We start from the raw sequence: 23,991 nt of genomic DNA on the forward strand, positions 1-23,991 counted from the left end.
ATGGGCGACAGATAGGCAGGCGGGGCTGGACGATCTATGACAGTTGATCCGGATATCTGTGCATATCGTCCAAAACGATGGACGCCCCGTTCAACCGCCTGTATCAGGCCGCATGAGCCATCCGGATCCCGACCAGCACGATCCCCTCGGGTCCAGCCTGCATCTGCTGCGGCTGGAGGGCACGTTCTATAGCCGCGGTGAGCTGACCGCGCCGTGGAGCATTTCGGTGCCGCGCGACAACGGGCTCTTGAACTTTCTTGTGGTCACCTCGGGGCGCTGCTGGCTGGTTGTCGACGGCGAGCCGCCGCTCTTGATGGAGCGTTCGAGCCTGGCGCTGATCCCCCACGGCACGCCCCATCGGGTCTGCAGCGACCCGGATCTGCCTGCGGTGCCCCTGGCGGATATTCCGGTCGACCGGGTTTCGGACCGGCTGGAGGTCATGCGCCACGGCGGCGGGGGCGAGGTGACGCGCACCATGTACGGCTGCGTGCGGTTCGATCATGTCGCGGCGCAGCACCTCTTGCGCCACCTGCCGCCGGTGATCCGCATCCACAGTTGGGAGGACGGCGCGGACAGCTGGCTGCAAAGCACGCTTCAGTTCATCGCCGACGAGGCTACTGGGATGCGGCCTGGGGGCGAGACGATCCTGACCCGGCTGGCGGACGTTCTGGTGATCCAGGCGCTGCGGGCTTGGCTGGCGTCGACCAACGCAGAGACAGGTTGGCTGGCCGCGCTGCGCGATCCGCAGATCGGGCGGGCGCTGTCGATCATCCATGCGGACCCGGGGGCGCCGGTGTCGCTCGTTGCGCTGGCGCGGGCCGTCGGCATGTCGCGCTCGGCCTTCGCGGCGCGGTTTGCGGCGCTGGTGGGTCAGCCGCCGATGGCCTATGCCGCGCAATGGCGCTTGACCACGGCCCGCGCGCGCATCGCGCAGACCTCGGACCCGCTGGCCGTCATCGCGGCAGAGGCGGGCTATCGTTCGGAACCTGCGTTTTGCCGGGCGTTCAAACGGCATTTCGGCGTGCCCCCGGGCCGCCTGCGCAACCGCCCGGACAGCGCAAGCGTGCTTTTCGGGGTCGCCGGACCAGCGCTTTTGTAAGGCTTTCTTTCAAAAATCAATAATTCTTATTCCTTTTCGTTAGCTGGTGCCGGGGTTATGATCCGCCTGCATTCACGAGAAGGGATTCCGCGTGTCCGAAGCGTCCACACCATTGTCGGTGACCGTCCAGAGGGGGGACGGCGACACGCAGCATTCGGAAAATTTCACCGTCCCGGCCTATGAAAACCAGACGGTTCTGGACGTGGTGTCGTGGATCCAGCAGAACGCCGACGCCACGCTAAGCTATCGCTTCGCCTGCCGCGTGGGCATGTGCGGAAGCTGCGCCATGATGGTCAACGGCGTGCCGCGCTGGACCTGCCGAACCCATGTCAACAAGGTGCTGGAGGACGGCAGTCTTAAGATCGCGCCGCTGCGCAACCTGCCGGTGATCAAGGATCTGGCCGTCGACATGGACCCGTTCTTCGACAAATGGGTGGCGGCCGAGGCGGTGCATCACCCGACCCGGGGACGAGAGGACGAGATCGCCCGGATCGACCCCGCCGACGCCGCGCGCCAGACCGCGAATGCGGGCATCGAATGCATCAATTGCTCGGTCTGCTATGCGGCCTGCGACACCGTGGCGGGCAATCCGGATTACCTCGGTCCGGCGGCCCTGCAGCGCGCCTGGACGCTGCTCAACGACGCCAAGGACGGCGACCGCGAGGGCATCCTCGCTGCCGTCAGCGGGTCGGGCGGATGCCACAATTGCCATTCGATGGGCAGCTGCACGATGTATTGCCCCAACGAGCTTGACCCGATGTCGGCGATTGCCGGGCTGAAGCGCGAAACCATGCGCGGCTTTTTCAAGGGGCGCGGCTGATGCTCGATCTTCGTCTCTACATGCTGCAACGGATCACGGCGCTCATGATGGCGCCTTTCGTGCTCGTGCATCTGGGTGTGATGATCTACGCCATCCAGGGCGGGCTTTCCGCCGCTGAGATCCTGGGGCGCACGCAGGGGTCGGTCGGCTGGTTGCTGTTCTACGGAACGTTCGTGCTGGCCGCGGGCGTGCACGGAGCCATCGGGCTGCGGGTGATCCTGCATGAATGGGCGGGTCTGGCTGGGGTCAGGCTGAACGCCCTGAGCTGGGGCATCGGCGCGCTGCTGATCCTGATGGGTGGCCGCGCGGTCTTTGCCGTCACCTTCGGAGCAGGCACATGAAACGTCCGGCGCGCGCGCATCCGCTCTGGCTGGCCTTCGTGCTGCACCGGCTGTCGGGGCTGGGTCTGGCGCTGTTCCTGCCGCTGCATTTCTGGGCGCTGGCGCTGGTGCTGACCGGGCCCGACCGGCTGGACGCCATGCTGCATTTCACCGAGACGCCGCTGGTCAAGCTTGCCGAATTCGGGCTGGTCTTTTTGCTGGCGGTTCATGCCTTCGGCGGGCTGCGGCTGATCGCGCTTGAATGGCTGCCGTGGTCGGGCCCGCAAAAGACCGCCGCCGCGGCGGCTGTTGCCGCGTCGCTTTTCCTGTCCGGCGCATTCCTTCTGAGGGCGATCTGACCCATGCTTTCCATGCAAGACATCGACCGTCACGACACCGACATCCTGATCCTAGGGACCGGGGGCGCGGGGCTTTTCGCCGCGCTGCACGCCAGGCAAACGGCGCCCGAGGGCACCAGGATCACCATCGCGGTCAAGGGGCTGATCGGCAAATGCGGCTGCACCCGGATGGTGCAAGGCGGCTATAACGTGTCGCTGGGTCCGGGCGACAGCGTCAAGCGGCATTTCATGGACACGATCAACGGCGGCAAGTGGCTGCCGAACCAGGACATGGCCTGGCGGCTCTGCGAACTGGCGGTCGAGCGGGTGCGCGAGCTGGAAAACGAGGTCGGCTGCTTTTTCGACCGCAACCCGGACGGAACGCTGCACCACAAGGCCTTTGCCGGGCAGACCGCCGACCGGACGGTGCACAAGGGCGACCTGACCGGCATCGAGATCATCAACCGCCTGATGGAAAAGGTGCTGGCCAGCGGTGTCGAAAAGCTGCAGGAGCATCGCGCGGTCGGGCTGATCCCCACGCGGGACGGCAGCGCGCTGGCGGGCGTGCTGATGATCGACATGCGCACCGGGCGCTTTCGCTTCGTGCGCGCCAGGACGGTGCTGATGGCGACGGGCGGCGGGCCGACGATGTACCGCTACCACACGCCGTCGGGCGACAAGACGATGGACGGGCTGGCCATGGCGCTGCGCGCGGGCCTGCCGCTGCGCGACATGGAGATGGTGCAGTTCCATCCCACCGGGCTTTTGGCCGGGGATCACACGCGGATGACCGGCACGGTGCTGGAGGAGGGGCTGCGCGGGGCCGGAGGGCAATTGCTGAACCACGCCGGGCACCGGTTCATGTTCGAATATGACGGCAAGGGCGAGCGTGCCACCCGCGACGTGGTCAGCCGCGGCATCTATGCCGAGATGCGCAAGAACAACAATCCCGACCAGCAGGGCGTCTTCATCTCGATGGCGCATCTGGGGCCCGACAATGTCCGCCAGAAGTTCAAGGGCATGGTCAAGCGCTGCGCCGATTGTGGTTTCGACCTTGCGGGCGGTCTGGTCGAGGTGGTGCCGACCGCGCATTACTTCATGGGCGGCGTTGTGGTCGATGTGGATACGCGCACCGCTTTGGAGGGCCTCTACGTGGCCGGCGAGGATGCGGGCGGCGCGCATGGCTCGAACCGGCTGGGCGGCAACGGGGTGGCCAACTCGACCGTCTATGGCGGCGTCGCGGGCGACACGATGGGGCAGGATATCCGCAAGATGGGCGCTTTGCGCGATCCCGATGAGACCGTGCTCGAGGCCGAGCTCGCCCGCGCCTGCCATCCGCTGACGCGGACGCCGGACCTGGTGCAGCCGCTGCGGCGCGAATTGCAGGACGCCATGTGGGATCACGTGGGCGTCATGCGCACCGCCGAGGGCATAACCGCGGGGCTGGGCCGCATCGCCGAGATTTCCGACCGGCTGATGGAGATCGGCGTCGCGCCGGACAACCTCGCCTTCAACCTGACCTGGCACGACTGGCTGAACCTGCGCTCGCTCTGCGACGTGTCCGAGGTCATCGCCCACGCGGCGCTGGCGCGCGACAATTCCCGCGGCGCGCATTACCGCGAGGATTTCCCCGACGCCGGCGCGCTGGAGGACAGCTATTTCACCGTGGTCCGTCAGGACGGCGGCACGGTGACCACCGAACGCCAGCCCGTGGAATTCACCATCGTGCGCCCGGGCGAAACAGTCCTTCCCGCAAACGAACCCGAAACACTGGTGGCGGCGCAATGATGGAATGGGTCTTGGGCATCCTCGGCTCTGTGGGCGTTGCATTCGTAACGGCACAGATCACCACCCGCCAGCATCTCCAGAAGCTGCGAGAAGAGCGCAAGTTCGACTATTCGGTCGGGGCCGCCATCGAACATCTGCTCAGCAACCCCAACTACAAGAAACGCTCGCTGAAGAAGATCAAGCACCATTCGCAGGGCTTTTCGGACGACGATGAATTGCGGCAGGCCCTTGTGCGCGCAGGCGCCGTGTCGTTCGGGGGCGAGGGCGAAGAAGAGATGTGGGGCCTGATCAAACGCAACATGGAGGATATCAAATGATCCCCCTTTCCCTCATCCACGACACCGCCCGGACACTGATGGACAAGGCGGCCATCGAGATCCCCGAGGATTACCTCGACGGGCTCAAGAAGGCTGCCGAGACCGAGGACGGCGATTTGTCGTCCTTCGTGCTGCAGGCGATGCTCGACAATTACGAGGCGGCCAAGGAAGACCGCCGCGCCATGTGCGGCGACACCGGCGTGCCGCGCTGGTTCGTCAAGCTGGGCAACGACGCGCGCGTCGAGGGGGGCATGTGCGCGCTGGAAACCGCGCTGCGCCGCGCCACGGCCGAGGCGACGGATGGCGTCCCGCTGCGCCCCAACCGGGTGCATCCGCTCTGGCGGACGGATCACAACAACAACGTCGGCATCGGCGCGCCCGAGATCGAGTACGGCTATGAGCCCGAGGGCGACTGGATCGACCTCATCACCTTGCACAAGGGCGGGCTTTTCGGCACCGATTACCGGATGCTCTTTCCCTCGGACGGGATCCAGGGGATCAAGCGGTTCTATCTCGACAGCCTGATGGCCTTTGGCAAGCGCGGGCTGGCCTGCCAGCCGGCGATCATCGGCATCGGGCTGGGCGGGTCCAAGGATATCTGCATGACGCTGGGCAAGCGCGCCTCGACCCTGCGGGTGGTTGGCTCGCGCAACTCCGACCCGCGCATCGCGGAACTGGAGGACGAATTCAAAGAGCTCGGCAATTCCATCGGCATGGGGGCCATGGGCTTTGTCGGCAAGAACATGGTGATCGATTGCAATATCGAGGTGGGCTATTGCCACACCGGGGGCATGCCCATGTCGGTCCATGCCTTTTGCCTGTCCTCGCGCCGGGCGGTGGCGCGGCTCTGGCCCGACGGGCGTGTCGAATACCGCACCGATCCCGACTGGTTCACGCCCTATCAGCGCCGCGAAACCGTGGACTGGACCCCGATGCAGGAGGCCGCCGAATGAAACCGCGCGAGGTCCGCCTTTCGACGACACCCACGGACGAGGATATCGCACAGCTCCGGCTGGGCGACATCGTCTATCTCGACGGGCTGATGTATACGGCGCGCGAGGGCGTCTACATGCGCGCGCTCGAAGAGCGCGCCAACATCCCTATGGAGCTGCCGCGCGATTCTGCGGCGAATTTCCACTGCTCGCCCGCGGCGACGATCCGGTCGGACGGGTCCTTCGACATGGGCGCGGTTACGGCGACCGCCTCGTTCCGCTTTGCAAAATGGCTGCCCGAATGGATGGCCAAGACCGGCGCGAAGCTGATCATCGGCAAGGGCGGCATGACCTCCCGCGACTACAAGCAGTATTTCGTGCCCAACGGCGCGGTTTACCTCTCGACCGTGGGCTACGGCACCGGGGCGCTGCTGGGGCGCGGGGTCGAGAATGTCGAGGCGGTGCACTGGCATCAGGAGCTGGGTCTGGCGCAGGCGATGTGGGTGATCAAGTGCAACCGCATGGGGCCTTTCATCGTCGCCTCGAACCTGGACGGCGAATGCCTCTTCGAGCGGGAAAACGCCAAGATCGCGGGCAATATAGAGCGGCTTTACGAAGGCACGCGCCCCGCCGTCCTGCGCCGTTACGGCGAAACCGACGACCGCAGCGACGAGGTGATCTGAATGGCCAGCGTGACCGACATCTTCCGCAACAACCCCGGCAAGCCCAAGACCGTGGATGGCGTTTACTCTGAACAGGAGGTGCGGCTGGCCAACCGCAACTCGGGCATCATTCTGGAAACCTTGCGGCACGACGTGACGCCGACGGGGGCGCATTACCTGCTGACGCATTTCGACGTACCCGCGCTGGATGAGGGCAGCCACCGGCTGACCTTCGGCGGCGGGTTCGAGCAGCCTTTCGATCTGAGCCTCGACGACATCCGCGCCCTGCCGCAGGTGACCATGCCCGTGACGCTGGAATGCGCGGGCAACGGGCGCGCGCGCGTCTCGCCCCGGTCCCATTCCATGCCCTGGAGCGTCGAGGCGGTGGGCACCTCGGAATGGACCGGCACGCCGCTGCGGCCCCTGATCGAAAGGGCGCGCCCGGCGCAAGGCACGGTCGATATCGTCTTCACCGGCGCCGACGAGGGTTTCGACAACGGCGTGCGGCACTTCTTCGGGCGTAGCCTGACGCTGGATCTGATCGCGGATCTGGATGTGCTGCTGGTTCATGCGATGAACGGCCAGCCGCTCTTGCCGCAGCACGGCGCGCCTTTGCGCATCGTCGTGCCGGGGTGGTACGGTATGGCGTCGGTCAAATGGCTGTCGCGGATCGAGGCGATCGACACGCCCTATCAGGGGTTCCAGCAGGTCCAGACCTACCGCTACCGCGACCACCCGGAGGACGAGGGGCGGCCCGTAACCGCGATCCGGGTCAAGTCGCTGATGATCCCGCCGGGCATCCCCGACTGGCTGACCCGGACGCGGCAGGTCGAACCGGGGTCCGTTGAGATCACCGGGCGCGCCTGGGCCGGCAAGGTGCCCATCGCGCGGGTGGAATTCGGAGATGGCGACACCTGGCAAGAGGCGCAGCTCACCCCCGGCAGCGGCCCCTACGCCTGGTCGAAATGGTCGGTCACCTGGCAGGCGACGCCGGGCGAGCATCTGCTGCGCTGCCGCGCCACCGATGCCGAGGGCAACACCCAGCCGCTGGAACAGCGCTGGGACGCCTCAGGCTTTGGCAACAACGCGGCGCATTGCGTCGCGGTATTCGTCCCGGCAGAGCCTGCATGAGAGGTGCCGACGCGCTGGTGCGCACGCTCGAGGCCGAGGGCACCGACACAGTCTTTACGCTGAGCGGCAATCAGATCATGCCGGTCTTCGACGCCTGTCTCGGGACGCGGGTCAGTCTGGTGCACACCCGCCACGAGGCGGCGGCGGGCTTCATGGCCGAGGGCCACGCGCAGATCACCGGACGTGTCGGCGTGGCACTTGTGACCGCCGGGGCTGGGCTGGGCAATGCGATCTCGCCGCTTTTGACCGCGCGCGCCTCGCAGACGCCGCTTTTGCTGATGTCGGGGGATAGCCCCGTCGCGAAGGACGGGCAGGGCGCGTTTCAAGAGATGGACCAGATCGCGCTGACCGCGCCGGTGACCAAGCTTTCGCGCCGCATCACCGATCCCGCGATGATCGAGGCAGAGCTGCGGGCGGCCATCGACACGGCGATGTCCGGCCAGCCGGGGCCGGTGCATCTGTCGCTTCCCGCCGATGTGCTGGAGGCCGAGGTCGGGCCTCTTGCGGGCCGCGCCGCACCGCCCGAGCCGGCGCTGCCGGATGCAGGCGTGATCCTTTCGGCGCTTCAGTCCGCGCAAAAGCCTTTGATCCTTCTTGGCCCCGAACTCAACGCCACGCGCGCAGCGCTGGATTTCGCGTCTCTCGGCATTCCGGCCATCGCGATGGAAAGCCCGCGCGGCGTGAACGACCCGGGCCTCGGGCGCTTTGGCCATGCCTGGGCGCAGGCGGACCTTGTGGTGGCCTTGGGAAAACCGGTGGATTTCACCTTGCGGTTCGGGGCTGCCGAGGTCTGGCCCGCCGCGCGCTGGATCACGGTCCACGGCGATCCGGACGAGGCTGCGCGGGCCGAGCGGAACCTTGGAAGGCGGGTGACCGCCCTGCACGCCGCGCCGCGCCCGATGGCGCGGGCGTTGCTGGCGGGCGCCATGTCCGATCTGGCCCGTCCGACCTGGCTGGCCGAGGTCACGGGGCTTTGCGCCGCGCGGTCCGAGACCCCGGTAGCGGGGCCGAAGATCGACTCCGCCCGGCTTTGCACCGCCGTTCAGGCGCTGGTTCACGGTGCCCGCGACCCGATTTTTGTCAGCGACGGCGGCGAGATCGGGCAATGGGCGCAGGCGCTGATCCATGCCCCGCGGCGCATCGTCAACGGTGTCTCGGGGGCCATCGGCGGCGGGCTCTGCTATGCCATCGGGGCCAAGGCCGCAGCACCTGGATCGGACGTGATCGCGGTGATGGGCGACGGAACCGCAGGCTTTCACCTGCCCGAATTCGAAACGGCTGTGCGCGAGGACCTGCCCTTCGTCGCCGTAATCGGCAACGACCACGCCTGGAACGCCGAGCATGAATTGCAGCGCCGCAAATTCGGCGCGGACCGGATGCACGGCTGCACCCTGTCGGGCGCGCGCTACGATCAGGCGGTCGCCGCGCTGGGCGGCTTCGGCGCGCATGTGACCCGGCAGGACGAGCTTGCCGACGCCCTGTCAGAGGCCCTGCGGTCGGGCAGGCCCGCCTGCGTCAATGTCGAGATCGAGGGGCTGCCCGCGCCGACGCCGGGCTAAAGCCCATGGGCGGCCAGAACGGCCCTGGTCGCGTCGCGTCCCAGCATCGCCTCGTGGTGGCGCGCGAGCTTGGGATAGCCGTCGAGTGCCACGCCAGAGGCCGCCATCCAGCGCGGCACCAGAAAGACGTAAGGGTCGCAGATCGAATAGCGCTCGCCCAGGACCCAGGGACCCTTGAGGTAATGCGCCTCGATCAGGGCCGCGCACTCGGCCAGATTGGCGGCGACCTTGTCTTTCATCCCCTCGATGGTCGCCGGATCGTCGGACCAGCGCGCGCCGCGCTGCTTGTGCGCAAAGGCGACATGGACGGTGGCGCAGATATAGGCGTTGATTTCCTGTGCCTTGGCGCGGTCGAAAGGTCCCTCCGGCAGCAGGCCACGGTCGGCAAAGCGCTCGCCCAGATACCACAGGATCGCGGGGTTTTCGGTGACGACCCCCTCGGGCGTTTCCAGCGCCGGGACCCGGCCCTTGGGGTTGATGCTCAGGTAATCGGGCGCAAGATGCGCGCCCTTGGCGATCGGTTTCTCGACCGTCTCGTAGTCAGCGCCAATCTCGTCGAGCAGGATATGCGGCGCGAGCGCCGAACTGGACTTGGAATAGTAAAGCGTAAGCATGGCGGCCTCCTTTGCCGTGTCAGAACAGGCCCAGGTCGCGGGCCAGAATACCAAGCCCCAGCGCAAGGCACAGGATGATCAGCGTGCGGCGGAACTGGTCGTCGCTGACCCGGCGGAACGCGAAAATCCCAAGTTGCACGGCCAGCAGACCCGCCGGAAGCGCCACCGCGAAGGCGGCCCAGGTCGCCGCGTCGAAGGCGCCGTTCCAGGCCAGCATCGCCACCGTGGTCGACAGGATGACGACGTTGAAGGGCTGCAGGACCGCACGGGTCTCGTGCTTGGGCCAGGGGCGCATCGACAGCCAGATGGCCGGCGGCGCCCCCGAAAGCGAGGCAAGCCCGCCCAGGATCCCGCCCGCCAGCCCAACGGTGGCGTCGGTCTTGGGCGTGCGCCGGTCAAAGCGCGGCAGCGCCCGGCGAAAGCCGAAATAACCGCCGTAGAAGATCAGAAACCCAGCCACCACCAGCCGCAGCGTCCCGGCATCCACATAGCGCAGCAGCGAAATGCCGATGGGCACGCCGATCAGCCCGGGGACGATGAACCGCATAAGCCGCGCGGTGTTGGCGAAAATCTCGCGCCGGACGACGAACAAGCCCTGCAGCCCGATCAGCGCCGACATCAGCGCGACGATGGCCACGGCCGATTTCGGCTCTAGCACGGTCAGAAAGAAACCGAGCGCGAAAAGCGCGGTTCCGGTCCCGGCAAAGCCGTTGATGAACCCACCAGCCAGCCCGCCGAGGATCAGGTAGAGGATCGTTTCGCTGGTCATTCGGGCATCGCGCCCCCGGTGCCTGCGGCGTCTCTCAGCGCCTGCTCGATCTCTGCCAGGATCCGCGCCTTGGGTGTGTCGGACTTGAATGCCAGCCCCAGGTGCCGGACCGGCGCGGCGGGGCCCAGATCGAGCCACTTCAGCGGCAGCGAATGCGCCGGCGCGACACAGCTCTGCGGCACGATCGACACGCCCAGATCCGCATGCACCATGCTCGCGATGGCGTCTAGGTTGTCGAGCTCCATGGTCTCGCTCACGCGCAGTTTCCGTTCCTGCACCCAACTTTCGATCTGGGTGCCCACGACCGCGTCGCGGTTGAACCGGATGAAGGGCCGGGTGGCCAGCAATTCCAGCGGATCGTCGCAGGCCGTCTCGGCCGAGGCGATCAGGCGCAGCGGTTCGGTGGCGATGTGGCGGAACTCCAGGTTCTCCGGCAGAACCACAGGTTTCGTCATGACCGCCGCATCGAGCTGGTCGCGTTTGAGCGCCGACACCAGCGGGCCGGTCAGGCCGGGCCGGATGCTGAGGCGCAGCGCGGGGCAGGTGCGTTTCAGCAAGGTCATTGCCCGCGGCATCAGCCCGGTCAGCGTGGTGGGCACCGCGCCCAGCGACACCTCGCCCGCCAAAGTCGTCTCGTCCAGGATCGAGGGCACCATGTTGTCATAGCCGCGCAGCACCTCGCGCGCCTTGGCGACCAGCGCGCGGCCCGTGGCGTTGAGCGTGGGTGTCCGGGTGCTGCGGTCGAAGAGCGTCAGCTCCAGCTCGGCCTCGAGCGCGCGCATCTGCTGGCTGACCGCCGCATGGGTCAGGCAAACCGCATCGGCTGCATCGCTGAAGGTCCTGTGTTCGGCGACGGCGACGAGCGTTCTGAGATGCTTGATGGACATCAGCCCCTTTAGGGAAAGGAGAGCTTTCCAGAAGTGTAAGCTCTTATTTCTTTGATTAATTTATTCTTACGGTTATCCTCGTGCAAGCGAGAAAATACCACAGTCTCATGGGAGGAGAACTAATGGGTATCAAACGAGTCGCGTCCATTCTGGCCGCCGTGGCCGGGGTGTCGGCCACCGCCGCCTTTGCCGAATATCCGGAACGGCCGATCAACATGGTGATCCCCTACGGTGCCGGCGGTGCAACGGACATTTCCGCGCGCACCATCGCCGAGCCGCTGGGCAATGCGGTCGGCAAGGCGCTGGTCATGGCCAATGTCACCGGCGCGGGCGGTGCGACCGGATCGGTCGCCGTGCAGAATGCCAAACCCGACGGCTACACCATGCTCTTCGCCCGCGTGGGCTCGCATTCGGTGAACCCGGCGATGAAGGCCACGCTGCCCTATACGCTGGACGATTTCCGCTTTGTGACGGTCTACGAGATCAACCCGGTGGCCTGCGCCGTGAACCCCAGCTCGGGCATCGAATCGATGGACGATCTGCTGGCCAAGGTCGAAGAGGGCGGCGTGACTTATTCGTCCTCGGGCGTGGGGTCGCTGCTGCATCTGGCGGCGGTCATGGTGCTGAGCGAATTCGGCGTCGAGAACCCGCTCGAAAAGACCACCCACATCCCGCAGCAGGGCGGGGGTGCGGCGGCGACGGCGGTGCTGAACGGCACGGCGACGTTCCTGTGCACCAACTCGTCAGCGCTGGCGAGCTTTGTGGCCAACAACCAGCTCAAGCCGCTGATGGTGACCACGGCCGAGCCGGTGCCGGGCTTTGACGCGCCGACGGCGAACGACGTCGGGCATCCCGATCTAAACGCGCTTGTCGGCTGGACCGGGATCGCCGGCCCCGCGGGGCTGCCCGACGACGTGGCCGACAAGTGGGGCGCATGGATGGCCGAGGCGACCGCGGATGAGGGTTTCCTCGAGAAGATGACCGCGCGCGGCTCGGTGATCGAGCTGATGGACCCGGCCGAGGCCAATGCCTTCATCCAGGCGCAGTACGAAAAGTTCCGCGCTCTGGTCGACGAACTGGGCATGCGCATCGAAGGCTGAACGGCCCACACGGGTCTTTCATGACAACGGCAAGGCGGGGCATGTCCACAAGGTGTGGCCCGCCTTTTTCGGGAGGCATCCGCACGTGTCCTTCAAGGATCTGAATTTCCGGTTGGGCCTGGTGGCGCTGGCCGGATCGGCGTTTATGACCTTTTACGCGATCCCCAACTGGGTGTTCAGCCCGTCGAACGTGGGCAACATCGTCCTGTCGCCGACGTTCTGGCCCTATACGCTGGCGGGGTTTCTCGCGCTGACGGGGCTGGGGCTGTTGCTGAGACCGGCGCATCGCGAGGCAGAGCCCGACGACCACGACGGCGGTGCGGCATCGTGGCTGCGGCTCGCGGGGCTGGCGGTGATCATGGGCCTGACGATGATCGCGCTGCCGCGGCTGGGCATGGTCTGGACCAGCATGCTGGCCTTTCTGGTCACCGCACTGATGTTCCGCACCCGCTATCCCAAGACGGCCCTGGTCTGCGCGGTGCTGATCCCGCTGGTGCTTTATGCCTTCTTCGCGCATGTGGCGGGGGTCGCGATCCCGCAGGGCGACTTTGTGAGGCTGCCATGAGTTTCGTCGACAGCATTCTTGCGGGCCTCTCGCTGGTCGGCAACGTCGAGGCGTTTCTGTCGCTCTTCATCGGCATCATCGTCGGCGTCATCGGCGGCGCGATCCCGGGGCTTTCGGCGACGATGGCGGTGGCGCTGACGCTGCCCTTCACCTTCGCCATGGCCCCGATCAACGGCATCCTGCTGCTGCTTGGCGTCTACAAGGGCGGCATCTTCGGCGGCTCGATCCCGGCGATCCTGATCAAGACGCCGGGCACGCCCGCGTCGTCGGCCACGATCCTCGACGGCTATCCGATGGCCGAGAAGGGCGAGGCGGGCAAGGCGCTGGGCATGGCGCTCTGGGCCTCGTGCACGGCCGATTTCGTGTCCAACATGGCGCTGATCGTCTTCGCGGGCTGGCTTGCGTCCTTTGCGCTGAATTTCGGCCCGCCAGAGTTCTTTGCGCTGATCCTCTTTTCGCTGACCATCATCGCGGGCGTGTCGGGCGAGAGCCTGCTGCGCGGCGCGCTCTCGGCGATCCTGGGGCTCTTGCTGGCCACGATCGGGCTCGATCTGGTCTACGGCACCAACCGCTTCACCTTCGAAGACCCCAACATGATGGGCGGGCTGAATTTCATCGCCGTGCTGATCGGGCTTTTCGCCATCCCCGAGATCATCGCCATGGCCTGGCACCCCGAGGGCCATCTGGGCAAGGCGCGGTCGCTGGGCAAGGCATGGGTGACGATCCCGGAATACCTGCGCTGCCTGAAATCCATCATCCGCGGCAGCCTGATCGGCGTGTTCCTGGGCTCGATCCCCGGGATCGGCGCCGCCCCCTCGGCCTTCCTGAGCTATTCCGAGGCGCGGCGCACCTCCAAGAACAAGGACAATTTCGGCAAGGGCGAGATCGAGGGCGTGGCCGCGTCCGAGGCGGGCAACAACGGCGTCGCGGGGGCCACGCTGATCCCTCTCTTGGCGCTGGGCGTGCCCGGCGACGTGATCACCGCCATTATCATCGGCGCTTTCATGATCCACGGGTTGCAGCCGGGCCCGATGATGTTCGTGCTGAACGTCGACATCATCTATGGCCTCTTCATCGGCCTGATCGTCAGTTCGTTCTTTCTGTTCATCGTCGGGTCGGTGGCCATTCGCGGCTTTCGGTTCGTCGCGGATATCCCCAAGCGCATCCTGATGCCCGCCGTCCTGATCCTCTGCATCTACGGCGTCTTTGCGGTCAACAACAACATCTTCGACGTGGGCGTGATGTTCGTCATGGGCTGGGTCGGCTATGTGATGATGCGCGCGCATGTGCCGGCGGCGCCGTTCCTGATCGCCTTCATCCTGGGCCCGCTGCTCGAGGACAACTTCCGCCAGTCGATGCTGATGTCGGGCAGCGATCCGTCGATCCTGTTCCGGGGGCCGATCACCTGGTTCTTCTGGACGCTGACGGCAATCACGATCTTTGCGATCGTGCGCGGCACGCGGCGAGCGGCTAAGCTGTCGAAAGAGCTGCAGGGCTGAGCCATGGGCCACGGGCGCAACAGGCGGTCCAGAGCAGTGCGCCGCCAAGCACGGCGCGCCGCCCCGTGACCGGGGGCGGGCGGCATACCATCGCGCGGATCGAGGCCTTTGCCTTTCGCCATCCCATCGACCGGCCGGTCGAGACCTCGTTTGGCCGCATGACCGACCGGCCCGCCGTCTTTCTGCGCGTGGAAGCCTCCGACGGTGCGTTCGGCTGGGGCGAGGTCTTTGCCAACTGGCCCGCCGCGGGGGCCGAGCACCGGGTCAACCTGCTGGAACGCGACATCGCCCCGCTGATCGTCGGCGCAACGGTGGGCGCGCCCGAAGAGGTCTTTGACAGCCTGACGCAAAAGACCCGGATCCGCGCACTGCAATGCGGTGAATGGGGGCCATTCCGGCAGGTGATCGCGGGGATCGACGCGGCGCTCTGGGATCTCAAGGCGCGCGCGGTGGGTCTGCCGCTGCGCAAACTGCTGAACCCCGACGCCGCAGACTACATGCCCGCCTACGCCAGCGGGATCGCCATCGCGGCGGCGGCGGCAGAGGTGCCCGCCGCGCGCGCCGCCGGGTTCCGGGCCTTCAAGGTCAAGGTCGGGTTCGACCTGGATCGCGACCTGCGGCTTCTTAGGGATCTGGCCGGAACCCTGCAGCCGGGCGAACGTCTGCTGACCGATGCGAACCAGGCCTTCGACACCGCGACCGCCCGCCGGTTTTTGCAGGCGACCGAGGATATGGGCCTCGGCTGGCTGGAAGAACCGATCCCCGCCGATGCACCGACCGAGGATTGGGCGGCTCTGGCCGCGTCGTCGCAGACGCCGCTGGCGGGGGGCGAGAACATCGCGGGCGAAGAGGCCTTCGACGACGCAATCCGCGCCGGGCATCTGCATTTCATCCAGCCGGATCTGGCCAAGTGGGGCGGGGTGACGGGCTGTCTGCGCGTGGCCCGCGCGGCCTTGGCGGCGGGGCGGGTCTATTGCCCGCATTTCCTGGGCGGTGCCATCGGTCTGAGCGCCTCTGCCGAACTGCTGGCGGCCGTGGGCGGCGACGGGATGCTCGAGGTCGACGTGAACCCCAATCCGCTGCGGGATGCCTTCGGTTTGCCGGGGATGGACCCCGCCACCGGGCTCTGGTCCGCGACGCCCGATGCGGGCGTCGGCGTCGAGACACTGCCGGAATTGCTGCGCCCCATGCTGACCCACGCGGCCTGCGTGACCGGCTAAGAGGCCCCGCGCAGGCTTTGACCTCTCGCACGACGCGTTTGACCAAGATCAACGCCGCCGCGCCGCCATCCAGAATACTGCGCGCATGGAAGCGTTATTGCTGATATCAGGCATCGCGTTCGTCGCGTTCGTTCTGGTGACGCCATTCGTGGCTTTCAGCGCCTTTCGGCGCGTGCGCCGGCTGGAAAGATGGGCGGACGATTTTGCGCAGATGGAAACGGCTCTTACCGAACGGGTCGAGCGCCAGCAGGCCCGGTCGGACCGGCTGGAACAGGAGATCGCAGCGCTTCGGTCCAGGATCGGGCCGCGTCCGGAAGAGGCGGTCGCCCCACCGCCCAGACCCCAGGAAACCCCGGTCACACTCGAGGAAACGACACCCGCCCCCGCCCCTGTGCCGGTCGAGGCAGAGGATACCGCCGAACCTGCCGCCCCCGAGGAACCCGCACGGGTCGCGGCGTCGAAGATCGAGACCCCGGCCGATGCCGTGGCCGTCACCGACGCCATCCCGGAGACCCCGCAGGCCGAAACGCCGCCCGTCGCGCCCAAGCCGGAGCCGCCCGAGGAACCGGTGCCGGAGGCGCCCAAGGAGCCCGCTCCGGAGCCGCTCGTGCCGGACATTGCCGCGTTCGAGAAAGGCGCCGAGATCGCCAAGGCGCCCGCAGGCGCCTGGACACGCGCGACGCCGCATCCAACGCCGAAACCGAGGAAAACCGAAAAACCCGAGCCGCCCCGGCCTTCGCGCCATCGCGCAGCGTTTTCGGCGCTGCTTCAGCGCCTCGGCGGCGGCGACACCGATTGGGAAACCCGGATCGGGCAGAACTGGCTGAACATCATCGGCATCGTCATCCTGATCGTCGGCCTGGTTCTGCTGATCCAGCAGAGCCTGATCCTGCTGGCCCCGTTGGGCAAGATCATGATCGGGGTCGGGGTCGCGCTCGCGCTTATGGCCGCCGGGGCCTATCTGCAACGGCGCGCCCGCTACCGGGTCTTTGCCTTCACGCTTGTGGGCGGCGGCTGGGGGCTGCTTTATTTCACCGCCTATGCCGCCCACAACATCGAAGCCGCCCGGATCATCGACAACGCCTATCTGGGGACGGCCGTGCTTTTGGCCGTGGCGGCGGGGATTTTGGGCCAGTCGTTCCATTACCGGCGGCAGGCGGTGACCGCGCTGGCCTATGGGCTGGCCTTTCTTGCGCTGCATCTCAGCCCGCTGTCGTTCTATTCGCTCTTGGCGACGGCGATGCTGGCGGGGACCATTCCTTTCGTCCTGCGGCGCACCGACTGGCGGCAGCTGGGCGTGATTATCGCGGTGGCGAGCTATGCCACCCATGCCCGCTGGCTCTGGGCGACCGAACTGGCGGCGGACGACCCCGCGCGCGTGCTGATCCTTGGCGGGCTGGAGGCGAGCCAGGTCTTCTGGGGAAATATCGCCGTGCTGGCGGTCTATTGGGTCATCTTCTGCGCCGCGGCCATCGCGCACAAGCCCGGCGGCGCGAAGGCGCGCTCTCTCGACGTGGCGACGTCGCTGGTTAATACGGCCGGGTTTATCGGGCTGCTGGGCTGGCAGGTCGAGACGTACCTGCCGGGCAATCTGCATTACATCGCACCCCCGGCGATCCTGGCCTATGCGGCGACGGCGCTGGTGGATGCGCGCATGGCGCGGCCGGTGCTGTCTCGTCTGAATGGCACGATCGCGGTTGTGCTCTTTGCCATCGCCATGCCTGTCGCCATCGATGCCGAGGGGCTGAACTGGGGCTGGCTGCCGCCGTACTGGGCGCTGGGCGGGCTCGTGCTCTGGCAGATCGACTGCCGGTTCGAGCTGCCGCTCTACCGGGTGCAGGGCTATGCGCTGACGGCCCTGGCCGCCGCCGCCGCGCTGGTCACCAGCCTCGCCCCGGTGCGGCCCTTCGACGGCTGGCTGCTGGTCGTGCTGGGGCTGAGCCCGATCCTGCCGGCGGCGTTGATGCGCGAATGCATCGACCGCGCGCCCGAGCGTTATGCGGGCGGGGCCGACCGGCTGGTGCGTCTGGCGTCGGTCGCCGTGATGCCGCTGCTGGCCGGTCTGGCGCTGTGGAAGGCGTTGCCCGAACATGTCGCCGGGCTGGGGATGCTGGCCGTGGCCTACGCGCTGCTCGAGGCGGGCATCCGCACGCGCCGCAGCTATCTGCGCATCGAGGGCTATCTGCTGGGCGCGGCCGGTCTTCTGACCTTGCTCAACCGCGACCTGGTTCTGCCGCCCCCCGAGGCCGCCGAGGCGGTGCGCGCCGTTCTGGCGGCGGGCGCGGGTCTGGCCTATCTCGCCGGGCTGCGGATGCGTCATGCGGGCGGCCTGACCGTCAAGGAAACCGCGCTGGCCTGGATCGCGCCTGTCTTCGCGACTGTCTTCGTCTACGGCGCGGTCTATCAATGGCTGCCGCCCGACGAGGTGCCGGTGGTCTGGGGGTTCTGGGCCATCCTGCTGCTGGAGGCCGGGCATCGGCTGCACTGGACAGAGTTCCGCGTGCTGTCCTACGCCGCGATGGGCGTCGCGGCCGCGCTGCTCTGCCAACTTATCCTGCAACCGGGCGTGTCGAGCAACGCGGACCAGGGGATCGCCCAGCCGTGGCTGCTGGCCGGTGCGGTGATCGCGTATCTTTCCGGCGCGAAGATGCGCCACGCCAGCGGCTTCGGCAAATACGAGCGCGACTTTTCCTGGGTCGGGCCGGGGTTCGCGACCTTCTTCGCCGCCGTCGCCATGCTGCGCTGGCTGCCGCTCGAGCAGGTGGCCATCGCCTGGGCGCTCTGGGCGCTGGTGCTGCTGGAGGCCGGTCAGCGCCTGCGCTGGGCCGAACTGCGCTGGCAGGCCGTTGCGCTGTTGGCGGTGGCGGCGGGGCTCTGTGGCATGACGCAGGCGTCGATCCTGCCCGATGCGCTGGCAGTGGCGCCCTGGACCCACACCGCCATCGTGTCGCTGCTGATGCATGTGGCGGCCTGGCGCATCGCCTTCCCTTCGGTTGAGTTGCAGCAGGCCGAGCAACGGACGTCGTCGCTGGCGCTGTTCTTTGGCGCGGTGCTCTTCGCTGCAGCGGCCTGGACGGCGCTGCCCGCTGGGCTTGTGGCGGCGGCCTGCATCGGCTGGGCGCTGATCTTCGACGAGGCGGGACGGCGGCTGCAAAAGCCGGATGTGCGGGCGATCGCGTGGGCGATGGCTGGGGCGGCCTTCGTGCTGGCGATGGGCGTGAACGTCTACCGCCTGGTGCCGATGCCGCCGCCTCCCGATCAACTGGCGCGGATCGGGATGGCGGCGGTTGTCGCCGGGCTTTACGCGCTGCACCCGCGTGTCCGGGGTTGGGCCGGACCGGTCAAGCTGCCGCGCCTCGTGACCGAGGGTGCATTCCTCAACCTCGGCACGATCCTCTTCGCCTTCGCGCTTTGGCGCGAACTGCCTTCGGTCGCCGTCGCCGTGGCCTGGGCCGCGCTGGCCTTCGCGCTGATCGAGATCTCCGAGCGGGCCGCGAAACCGGTGCTGGCGCGGCAAGCCCAAGTGCTGATCTTCGCCGCCGCGATCCGGCTTTTCTTCGCCAATTTCCTCGTCCCCGGAGAGGCCTTCGGCCTGTCGCACCGGTTGCTGACGGTGGGGGCGGTGACCCTGCTGGTCTATTACATGCGCGCGCTCATGGCGGGCGGATGGGGCCGGGGGCTGCGGCTTTTGCCGGCGCCTGTGTTTTCGTGGGGAGGGGCGGGGCTGATCGTCGTTCTGGCGCGCTTCGAGGTCGGGCGGGAATATGCCGTCGCGGTCTGGTCGGCGCTGATCCTGGTGCTGGCGGTGCTGGGCACGCGCTGGCCGGACCGGGATTTCCGCTATCAGGCCTATGCCATCTGCCTTTTGGTCTTCGGGCGGGCCTGGTCGACCAACGCCTATCTCGAAGGCTCGCTCTGGGGGATGTCCGAACGGGTGGTGACGACGCTGCCGTCGCAGGCCGCGCTGCTGGTCGTGGTTTTCCTGATCCCGCGGTCCTTCGACGCCGCCCCCTTCGGCGCGCCCGAGACGCGGCTGGGCCGGGTCTTTGCCTTCGCCGACCGGCACGCGCGGGCGGTGGTGTCGCTGCTCTTCGCCGCGCAGCTGACGCTGCTGGTCTTCTACGAGATGACCATCGACCTCGTTTCCATCGGCTGGGCAGTGTCGGCGCTGGTGCTGATGCTGATCGGCTTCGTGCTGAACGAACGCAGCCTGCGGCTTTACGGCCTGGCGCTGCTGATGGTCTGCCTGCTCAAGGTTGTCTTCATCGATCTCGACGGGGTCGAGACCATCTACCGCGTCTTCTCGTTCATCGTGCTTGGGCTGGTGCTGCTGCTGGTGTCGCTGGGCTACAGCCGCTTCCGTGACGTACTGGGACGGTATCTGTGATGACGGGATCGCATCGAAACATCTTTCGCGCGCTGCTGGCGGGGGTCTTTGCCGTCGCAGCGCTGGCCATGATCGTCAGCCCCACACGCTACAAGGTCGATCTGGACACGCTGGGTGCGATCTGGGGCGATGTCATGCGCGACCTCGACAGCGTGGTGAAGACCGTGCGCATCTCGACCGAGCTCGAGATCGAATATGGCGACGAGATCGCGGCGTGGTACTGGGGCGACGGCGGCACCGAGGCGGACCGGGCCTATGTCGCGGCGGTGGGCGCGCGGGTCGCGGCAGAGGCGCGGCGGCAGGATCTGCCCTGGACCTTCCATGTGGTCGACGCGTCATATCCCAACGCCTGGGCGATCCTCGGCGGCCATATCTACATCACCACCGAAATGCTCGACATGATCGACAGCGAGGCAGAGCTGGCCGCGCTCTTGGGTCACGAGATCGCCCATGTCGACCTGATGCATTGCGTCGATCTGGTGCAGAACCGGCTGCTGCTGGAACATGCGGGCCTCGACATCGCCGGATACCTGCTGGCCATTGCCGAAGACATGGTTCGCGTCGGCTTCAGCGAAGTGCAAGAGAATGAAGCGGACCGCTATGGCATGCTGCTGGCCGCCAAGGCGGGCTATAGCCCGCTCAACGCCATCGACACCTTCCGCAAGTTTTACCTCCAGCACGAATACGGGCCGGGGGAAGAGCGGCCCGGCGGCGGGCCCGAGACCGAGATCCTCGGCTCGCTCGACCAGGTGCTGAGGGATTATTTCAACACCCATCCCCCCTTTGCCGACCGGCTCGACGCGCTGCGCGGAATGCTTGAAACGAACGCCCCCGGTTGGGAGGGTGAGACCTTCCGCGTGGGCCAGGCGGCCTATGACGAACGCGCTTTCGAGCTGGGCGAGACGCCCGAGGACCAGACCTGGACCTTTTCAGAGCGCGCGCCCGACTACCTTGCCGCGCGGGCCGAGCTGGCCTTCCTTCTGGGACGCGACGCCGAGGCGGCGCGCTTTGCGGATGCGCTGCGCGAGACCGCGCCGCAGGACGACCGCCTGGAACGCCTCACAGGCCTTCTGGCCGGCGAGAGCCAGCCGGAACGCCCCGGCACCACACCCGATCCAGAGCCCAAACCTGAGCCCGAGGCGGCCCGGGAACCCACGGATCAAGACACCTCGGAAACGCCCAAGGAAATCGCGCAACAGGGCAGGGACGCGTTCGACGACGGCCGATACCAAGAGGCCATCGACAAGCTGGAACGCGCCATCGCGGAACGACCCGATTACAGATGGGCGCTGAACAACCTCGCGTGGGCCTATGTGACGGCCGGGCTGCCGGACTTCCGCAACCCGGAACGCGCCATCGTTCTGGCCACCCGGGCCATCCGGATCAAGGAGGATGCCGACTATCTCGACACCCTGGGCGCGGCCAATATCCTGCTGGGCGAACATGTCCGCGCGCGCGAAGCCTACGACCGCGCCATGGCTGTCGATGCCGAATATGCCGAACGGTTGCGGCAGGATCTGGCGTTCCTCGGCTATCAGGACGACACCGATCCGGGCGACGCGCTGACGGCGGCGATCCAGGACGGGCACGCGCCCTTCACCCTGGCCCAAAGCCTGGAACGGATCCGGCGCCTGATCCCCGGCAGGCCCGATCAGGCGCGCGCCGAATATGAGGTGCAGGCCGCGCTTTATCCGTTCCACCCCGGGATCGCGGCGCTGGCGCGCGAGCTGGGCGTCACGACCCCCATCGCCCGGATCGCCGAGCTGTCGGCCAGGGGCGACCACGCCGCCGCCGTCACGCTGGGGCGCGATCTCATGTCCAAACGCCCGCCGGACTCGTGGGCCGTCAAAGAGCCGCTGTCCTCGGCGCTTTTTGCGCTTGGCCGGGCAGAGGCCAGCGGCGGCGCGCTGGACCAGGCGCACGCGCATTACACCGAGGCCATCGACCTGCGGGAGGGCGATTTCGCGGTCGCCCTGAACAACCGCGCGCTTGTGAACGTCAAGCGCGAGGAAACCTATCACGCCCTGCAGGATATCGACGGCGCGATCCGTCTCGACCCCGGGAACGGGCTCTATCACGCCAATCGCTGTTTCATCCTGAGACTGCGCGATCAATACGACGCGGCGCTGGTCAGCTGCGAAAGGGCGTTCGAGGCCGGGCTGCCTGAGAATCGCGAAAACCGGGCCTGGGTCTATCTGCAGCGGGCGATGGTCGGGCGTGTGTCGGGCGGGATCGACGGCGCAGTGGCCGATTTCCGCGAGGCCCTGCAACTGGCCAGTCCCGAGACGATCCGCCAGGTGCAGGAGGCCATGACGGCCGCGGGGCTCTATTCCGGGCCGGCCGACGGACGGGTGAGCGAGACCTTGCTGGCGGCGACGGAGACCTGCATCCGGTCCGATCAATGCTACGCCGAGGGGATCGAGCGAATGGGCCGCACTGTCGACTTTCTGCAATAGCCCGGCCCGGTACCGCCAGCGCATGTCAGCCTTGGCCAAGGTCCGGCCAACGCGCCCTCGGCCTTTCCGGCGCCAGCTTGGTTGGAACCCGGGTGGCGCCGCCATACTTGACCACGGTTTCGACCTTGCCTTTCCCAAGGGCGGGGTGGCCTCGCGCACCGCGTGCACAGTGTCCGGCCCCGGGTCGCGCCCCCCGGAAGACCACGCCGCCTGCACCCGTCAGGACCACGCGGCGCGGATCGAAGGGGCGACCGCCCCCACAACGGCGGACCGCACCTTTCAGTCAGGGCCCTCTGTCTGGGTACGGCCCGGGCCCTGCGCTCGCCCGCCCATCTTGAACGGGTCGGCGCTGCGTCAGGATCGGTCAGGGTCTTTTGCAGGCCGGCCGAGGCGTTCCACGAAAGGGGTTGCCGGACAACCCCGCCATCACCCTGCGCAGGGTCATCGTCGCCGCGCAATCCGGCGGCATCCAAGCCGGTCGAAGCGCCTCGCCGTTCCGTGGGAACACGCCGCGCGCTGGACTGGCGAGGTCGCGACCCTCGTCACCACCGGTGTGGCGCCGATTGACGTCGTGGTGGCCGATCGGGTGATGTGTCGGAGGATCCGGATCGGGTCTTTGCCGATATCCGCACCTGCATGGAACAGACCGCGCCGCGACTGCCGGAGGGGGCGAAGCGCCTGTTGGCGAACACCAGTTCCGGTGATGCGGCCCGCGCGGCATTCACCGTCGCCGCCGAGGCAGGCGGGCCTTTAAGCCATGGACGGGCTCACCGGGGTCACGCTTTCAGGCCTTCAGGTCGAACGCATCCGGCCGGAAGCTGCCGCGCGCCGCGCGGTCGCCGTGGGCGTGCAAGATGTCCGAACTTCTGAGCGATCTGCCTGCGGCCGGGATCGACGCGGCGGGCACGGCGATCCTGCTAGCACCCAATGGCAGTCTCTGCACGATCGACGATGTGGGCGCATTGCTTGGCCAGCGACCCACCGGCGATACCGCGCCGGGGCCATGTCGTTCTGGTCAGCCTCTGGACGGCCGAGGACCGCGATATCCAAGAAGCCGGTCCGCAGGCTGCGATCCGAAATCGCCCGGTTCAGGACGGGGCAGCCCATCGGGAACGCCTTCAACATCCCGACCCTACAGGACACCATCGGCCCCCAGTCGCTCGACGGCGCGCCGAGCAATGTGGCGCGGGCCATCGTCGTGGTGTTTCCGATGTTCCCGGGCCTGCGCCGGGCCTTCATCATGCGCAAGGATCGTCCCCCTTTGCGGTTCCGGGTATGGCGCAATTGGGCATCGACCTTGAACGGCTTTCGAATGCCGCCGTCACGGTCTCGTTCGGGCTGCGGGTCGGCGACGGGCCGGTCGCGGGCATCGACGCCCGTATCCATGAAGCCTGCGGTCCGCCTCGCCTCGCCTCGCGTCAGACCCGGATCCGGCGCCGGGCGCCGACGCCTGCATCTTCGGCGCGATGGACCCGCTGACGGGGGTCGTGACGGTCGGGTTGACGACAGCGTTCCTGGCCGGGGCTTT

At 67.3% G+C, this 23,991-nt stretch carries 20 protein-coding genes; 17 read left to right on the forward strand and 3 right to left on the reverse strand.

The window, feature by feature from the left end; genetic code table 11:
* Positions 1-112 precede the first annotated feature (112 nt).
* From RXV88_RS17925 to RXV88_RS17970, 10 genes are all read left to right on the forward strand, one after another.
* Positions 113-1,099: an AraC family transcriptional regulator gene (locus RXV88_RS17925; protein WP_316294872.1), complete on the forward strand. Its 987-nt coding sequence runs from the start codon at positions 113-115 to the stop codon at positions 1,097-1,099.
* Between the two features lie 91 nt (positions 1,100-1,190).
* Positions 1,191-1,919, forward strand: coding sequence for a succinate dehydrogenase/fumarate reductase iron-sulfur subunit (locus RXV88_RS17930; protein ID WP_316294873.1), 729 nt, complete (start codon positions 1,191-1,193; stop codon positions 1,917-1,919).
* Positions 1,919-2,260 (forward strand): succinate dehydrogenase, encoded by a 342-nt coding sequence (locus RXV88_RS17935; RefSeq protein WP_316294874.1) that lies wholly within the window; start codon positions 1,919-1,921, stop codon positions 2,258-2,260. The genes RXV88_RS17930 and RXV88_RS17935 overlap by 1 nt, the downstream gene beginning before the upstream one ends.
* Positions 2,257-2,598: a succinate dehydrogenase, cytochrome b556 subunit gene (sdhC, locus tag RXV88_RS17940; RefSeq protein ID WP_316294875.1), complete on the forward strand. Its 342-nt coding sequence runs from the start codon at positions 2,257-2,259 to the stop codon at positions 2,596-2,598. Before RXV88_RS17935 ends, sdhC begins: the two co-directional genes overlap by 4 nt.
* A 12-nt stretch (positions 2,599-2,610) precedes the next feature.
* Entirely contained in the window at positions 2,611-4,365 is a 1,755-nt protein-coding gene (locus RXV88_RS17945; RefSeq protein ID WP_316294899.1) for an L-aspartate oxidase, read from the forward strand.
* Positions 4,365-4,682, forward strand: coding sequence for a hypothetical protein (locus tag RXV88_RS17950; protein WP_316294876.1), 318 nt, complete (start codon positions 4,365-4,367; stop codon positions 4,680-4,682). The genes RXV88_RS17945 and RXV88_RS17950 overlap by 1 nt, the downstream gene beginning before the upstream one ends.
* Entirely contained in the window at positions 4,679-5,635 is a 957-nt protein-coding gene (locus RXV88_RS17955; protein WP_316294877.1) for a fumarate hydratase, read from the forward strand. Before RXV88_RS17950 ends, RXV88_RS17955 begins: the two co-directional genes overlap by 4 nt.
* A complete protein-coding gene (locus RXV88_RS17960) occupies positions 5,632-6,297 on the forward strand; it encodes a fumarate hydratase C-terminal domain-containing protein (RefSeq protein WP_316294878.1) in 666 nt (221 codons plus the stop codon). Before RXV88_RS17955 ends, RXV88_RS17960 begins: the two co-directional genes overlap by 4 nt.
* Positions 6,298-7,407 (forward strand): sulfite oxidase, encoded by a 1,110-nt coding sequence (locus RXV88_RS17965; RefSeq protein ID WP_316294879.1) that lies wholly within the window; start codon positions 6,298-6,300, stop codon positions 7,405-7,407.
* Entirely contained in the window at positions 7,404-8,966 is a 1,563-nt protein-coding gene (locus RXV88_RS17970; protein ID WP_316294880.1) for a thiamine pyrophosphate-binding protein, read from the forward strand. The genes RXV88_RS17965 and RXV88_RS17970 overlap by 4 nt, the downstream gene beginning before the upstream one ends.
* On the opposite strand, the gene RXV88_RS17975 is transcribed toward RXV88_RS17970, so the two are convergent.
* The 3 genes from RXV88_RS17975 to RXV88_RS17985 are packed head-to-tail and all read right to left on the reverse strand — an operon-like array spanning position 8,963 to position 11,236.
* Entirely contained in the window at positions 8,963-9,580 is a 618-nt protein-coding gene (locus RXV88_RS17975; RefSeq protein ID WP_316294881.1) for a glutathione S-transferase family protein, read from the reverse strand. The two genes, RXV88_RS17970 and RXV88_RS17975, sit on opposite strands and share 4 nt — an antisense overlap.
* Positions 9,581-9,599: 19 nt before the next feature.
* On the reverse strand, positions 9,600-10,349 hold the full coding sequence (locus RXV88_RS17980; RefSeq protein WP_316294882.1) for a sulfite exporter TauE/SafE family protein: 750 nt from the start codon (positions 10,347-10,349) through the stop codon (positions 9,600-9,602).
* A complete protein-coding gene (locus RXV88_RS17985; RefSeq protein ID WP_316294883.1) occupies positions 10,346-11,236 on the reverse strand; it encodes a LysR substrate-binding domain-containing protein in 891 nt (296 codons plus the stop codon). The genes RXV88_RS17980 and RXV88_RS17985 overlap by 4 nt, the downstream gene beginning before the upstream one ends.
* Before the next feature lie 122 nt (positions 11,237-11,358).
* Between RXV88_RS17985 and RXV88_RS17990 the strand changes: the two genes are divergently transcribed.
* From RXV88_RS17990 to RXV88_RS18020, 7 genes are all read left to right on the forward strand, one after another.
* Entirely contained in the window at positions 11,359-12,336 is a 978-nt protein-coding gene (locus tag RXV88_RS17990; protein ID WP_316294884.1) for a tripartite tricarboxylate transporter substrate binding protein, read from the forward strand.
* An 85-nt stretch (positions 12,337-12,421) separates the two neighbouring features.
* Positions 12,422-12,901 (forward strand): tripartite tricarboxylate transporter TctB family protein, encoded by a 480-nt coding sequence (locus RXV88_RS17995; protein WP_316294885.1) that lies wholly within the window; start codon positions 12,422-12,424, stop codon positions 12,899-12,901.
* Entirely contained in the window at positions 12,898-14,400 is a 1,503-nt protein-coding gene (locus RXV88_RS18000; protein ID WP_316294886.1) for a tripartite tricarboxylate transporter permease, read from the forward strand. The genes RXV88_RS17995 and RXV88_RS18000 overlap by 4 nt, the downstream gene beginning before the upstream one ends.
* A gap of 65 nt (positions 14,401-14,465) precedes the next feature.
* Positions 14,466-15,620: a mandelate racemase/muconate lactonizing enzyme family protein gene (locus RXV88_RS18005; RefSeq protein ID WP_316294887.1), complete on the forward strand. Its 1,155-nt coding sequence runs from the start codon at positions 14,466-14,468 to the stop codon at positions 15,618-15,620.
* Positions 15,621-15,717: 97 nt separating this feature from the next.
* Complete coding sequence (locus RXV88_RS18010; protein ID WP_316294888.1) at positions 15,718-20,007, forward strand: DUF2339 domain-containing protein; 4,290 nt, start codon at positions 15,718-15,720, stop codon at positions 20,005-20,007.
* Positions 20,007-22,463, forward strand: a complete 2,457-nt coding sequence (locus RXV88_RS18015; RefSeq protein ID WP_316294889.1) for a M48 family metalloprotease — start codon at positions 20,007-20,009, stop codon at positions 22,461-22,463. The genes RXV88_RS18010 and RXV88_RS18015 overlap by 1 nt, the downstream gene beginning before the upstream one ends.
* 1,275 nt (positions 22,464-23,738) lie before the next feature.
* Positions 23,739-23,942, forward strand: coding sequence for a hypothetical protein (locus tag RXV88_RS18020; protein WP_316294890.1), 204 nt, complete (start codon positions 23,739-23,741; stop codon positions 23,940-23,942).
* Positions 23,943-23,991: the final 49 nt, after the last annotated feature.

The sequence above is a fragment of the Aestuariicoccus sp. MJ-SS9 genome, assembly GCF_032586235.1.
GTDB lineage: Bacteria > Pseudomonadota > Alphaproteobacteria > Rhodobacterales > Rhodobacteraceae > Aestuariicoccus.

Bases quoted from the DNA above. Each gene is read 5' to 3' on its own strand.
- RXV88_RS17925 (WP_316294872.1), top strand. From the start codon at position 113: ATGAGCCATCCGGATCCCGACCAGCACGATCCCCTCGGGTCCAGCCTG.
- RXV88_RS17935 (WP_316294874.1), top strand. From the start codon at position 1,919: ATGCTCGATCTTCGTCTCTACATGCTGCAACGGATCACGGCGCTCATG.
- sdhC (WP_316294875.1), top strand. From the start codon at position 2,257: ATGAAACGTCCGGCGCGCGCGCATCCGCTCTGGCTGGCCTTCGTGCTG.
- RXV88_RS17945 (WP_316294899.1), top strand. From the start codon at position 2,611: ATGCAAGACATCGACCGTCACGACACCGACATCCTGATCCTAGGGACC.
- RXV88_RS17950 (WP_316294876.1), top strand. From the start codon at position 4,365: ATGGAATGGGTCTTGGGCATCCTCGGCTCTGTGGGCGTTGCATTCGTA.
- RXV88_RS17955 (WP_316294877.1), top strand. From the start codon at position 4,679: ATGATCCCCCTTTCCCTCATCCACGACACCGCCCGGACACTGATGGAC.
- RXV88_RS17960 (WP_316294878.1), top strand. From the start codon at position 5,632: ATGAAACCGCGCGAGGTCCGCCTTTCGACGACACCCACGGACGAGGAT.
- RXV88_RS17965 (WP_316294879.1), top strand. From the start codon at position 6,298: ATGGCCAGCGTGACCGACATCTTCCGCAACAACCCCGGCAAGCCCAAG.
- RXV88_RS17970 (WP_316294880.1), top strand. From the start codon at position 7,404: ATGAGAGGTGCCGACGCGCTGGTGCGCACGCTCGAGGCCGAGGGCACC.
- RXV88_RS17975 (WP_316294881.1), bottom strand. From the start codon at position 9,580: ATGCTTACGCTTTACTATTCCAAGTCCAGTTCGGCGCTCGCGCCGCAT.
- RXV88_RS17980 (WP_316294882.1), bottom strand. From the start codon at position 10,349: ATGACCAGCGAAACGATCCTCTACCTGATCCTCGGCGGGCTGGCTGGT.
- RXV88_RS17985 (WP_316294883.1), bottom strand. From the start codon at position 11,236: ATGTCCATCAAGCATCTCAGAACGCTCGTCGCCGTCGCCGAACACAGG.
- RXV88_RS17990 (WP_316294884.1), top strand. From the start codon at position 11,359: ATGGGTATCAAACGAGTCGCGTCCATTCTGGCCGCCGTGGCCGGGGTG.
- RXV88_RS18000 (WP_316294886.1), top strand. From the start codon at position 12,898: ATGAGTTTCGTCGACAGCATTCTTGCGGGCCTCTCGCTGGTCGGCAAC.
- RXV88_RS18015 (WP_316294889.1), top strand. From the start codon at position 20,007: ATGACGGGATCGCATCGAAACATCTTTCGCGCGCTGCTGGCGGGGGTC.
- RXV88_RS18020 (WP_316294890.1), top strand. From the start codon at position 23,739: ATGGCGCAATTGGGCATCGACCTTGAACGGCTTTCGAATGCCGCCGTC.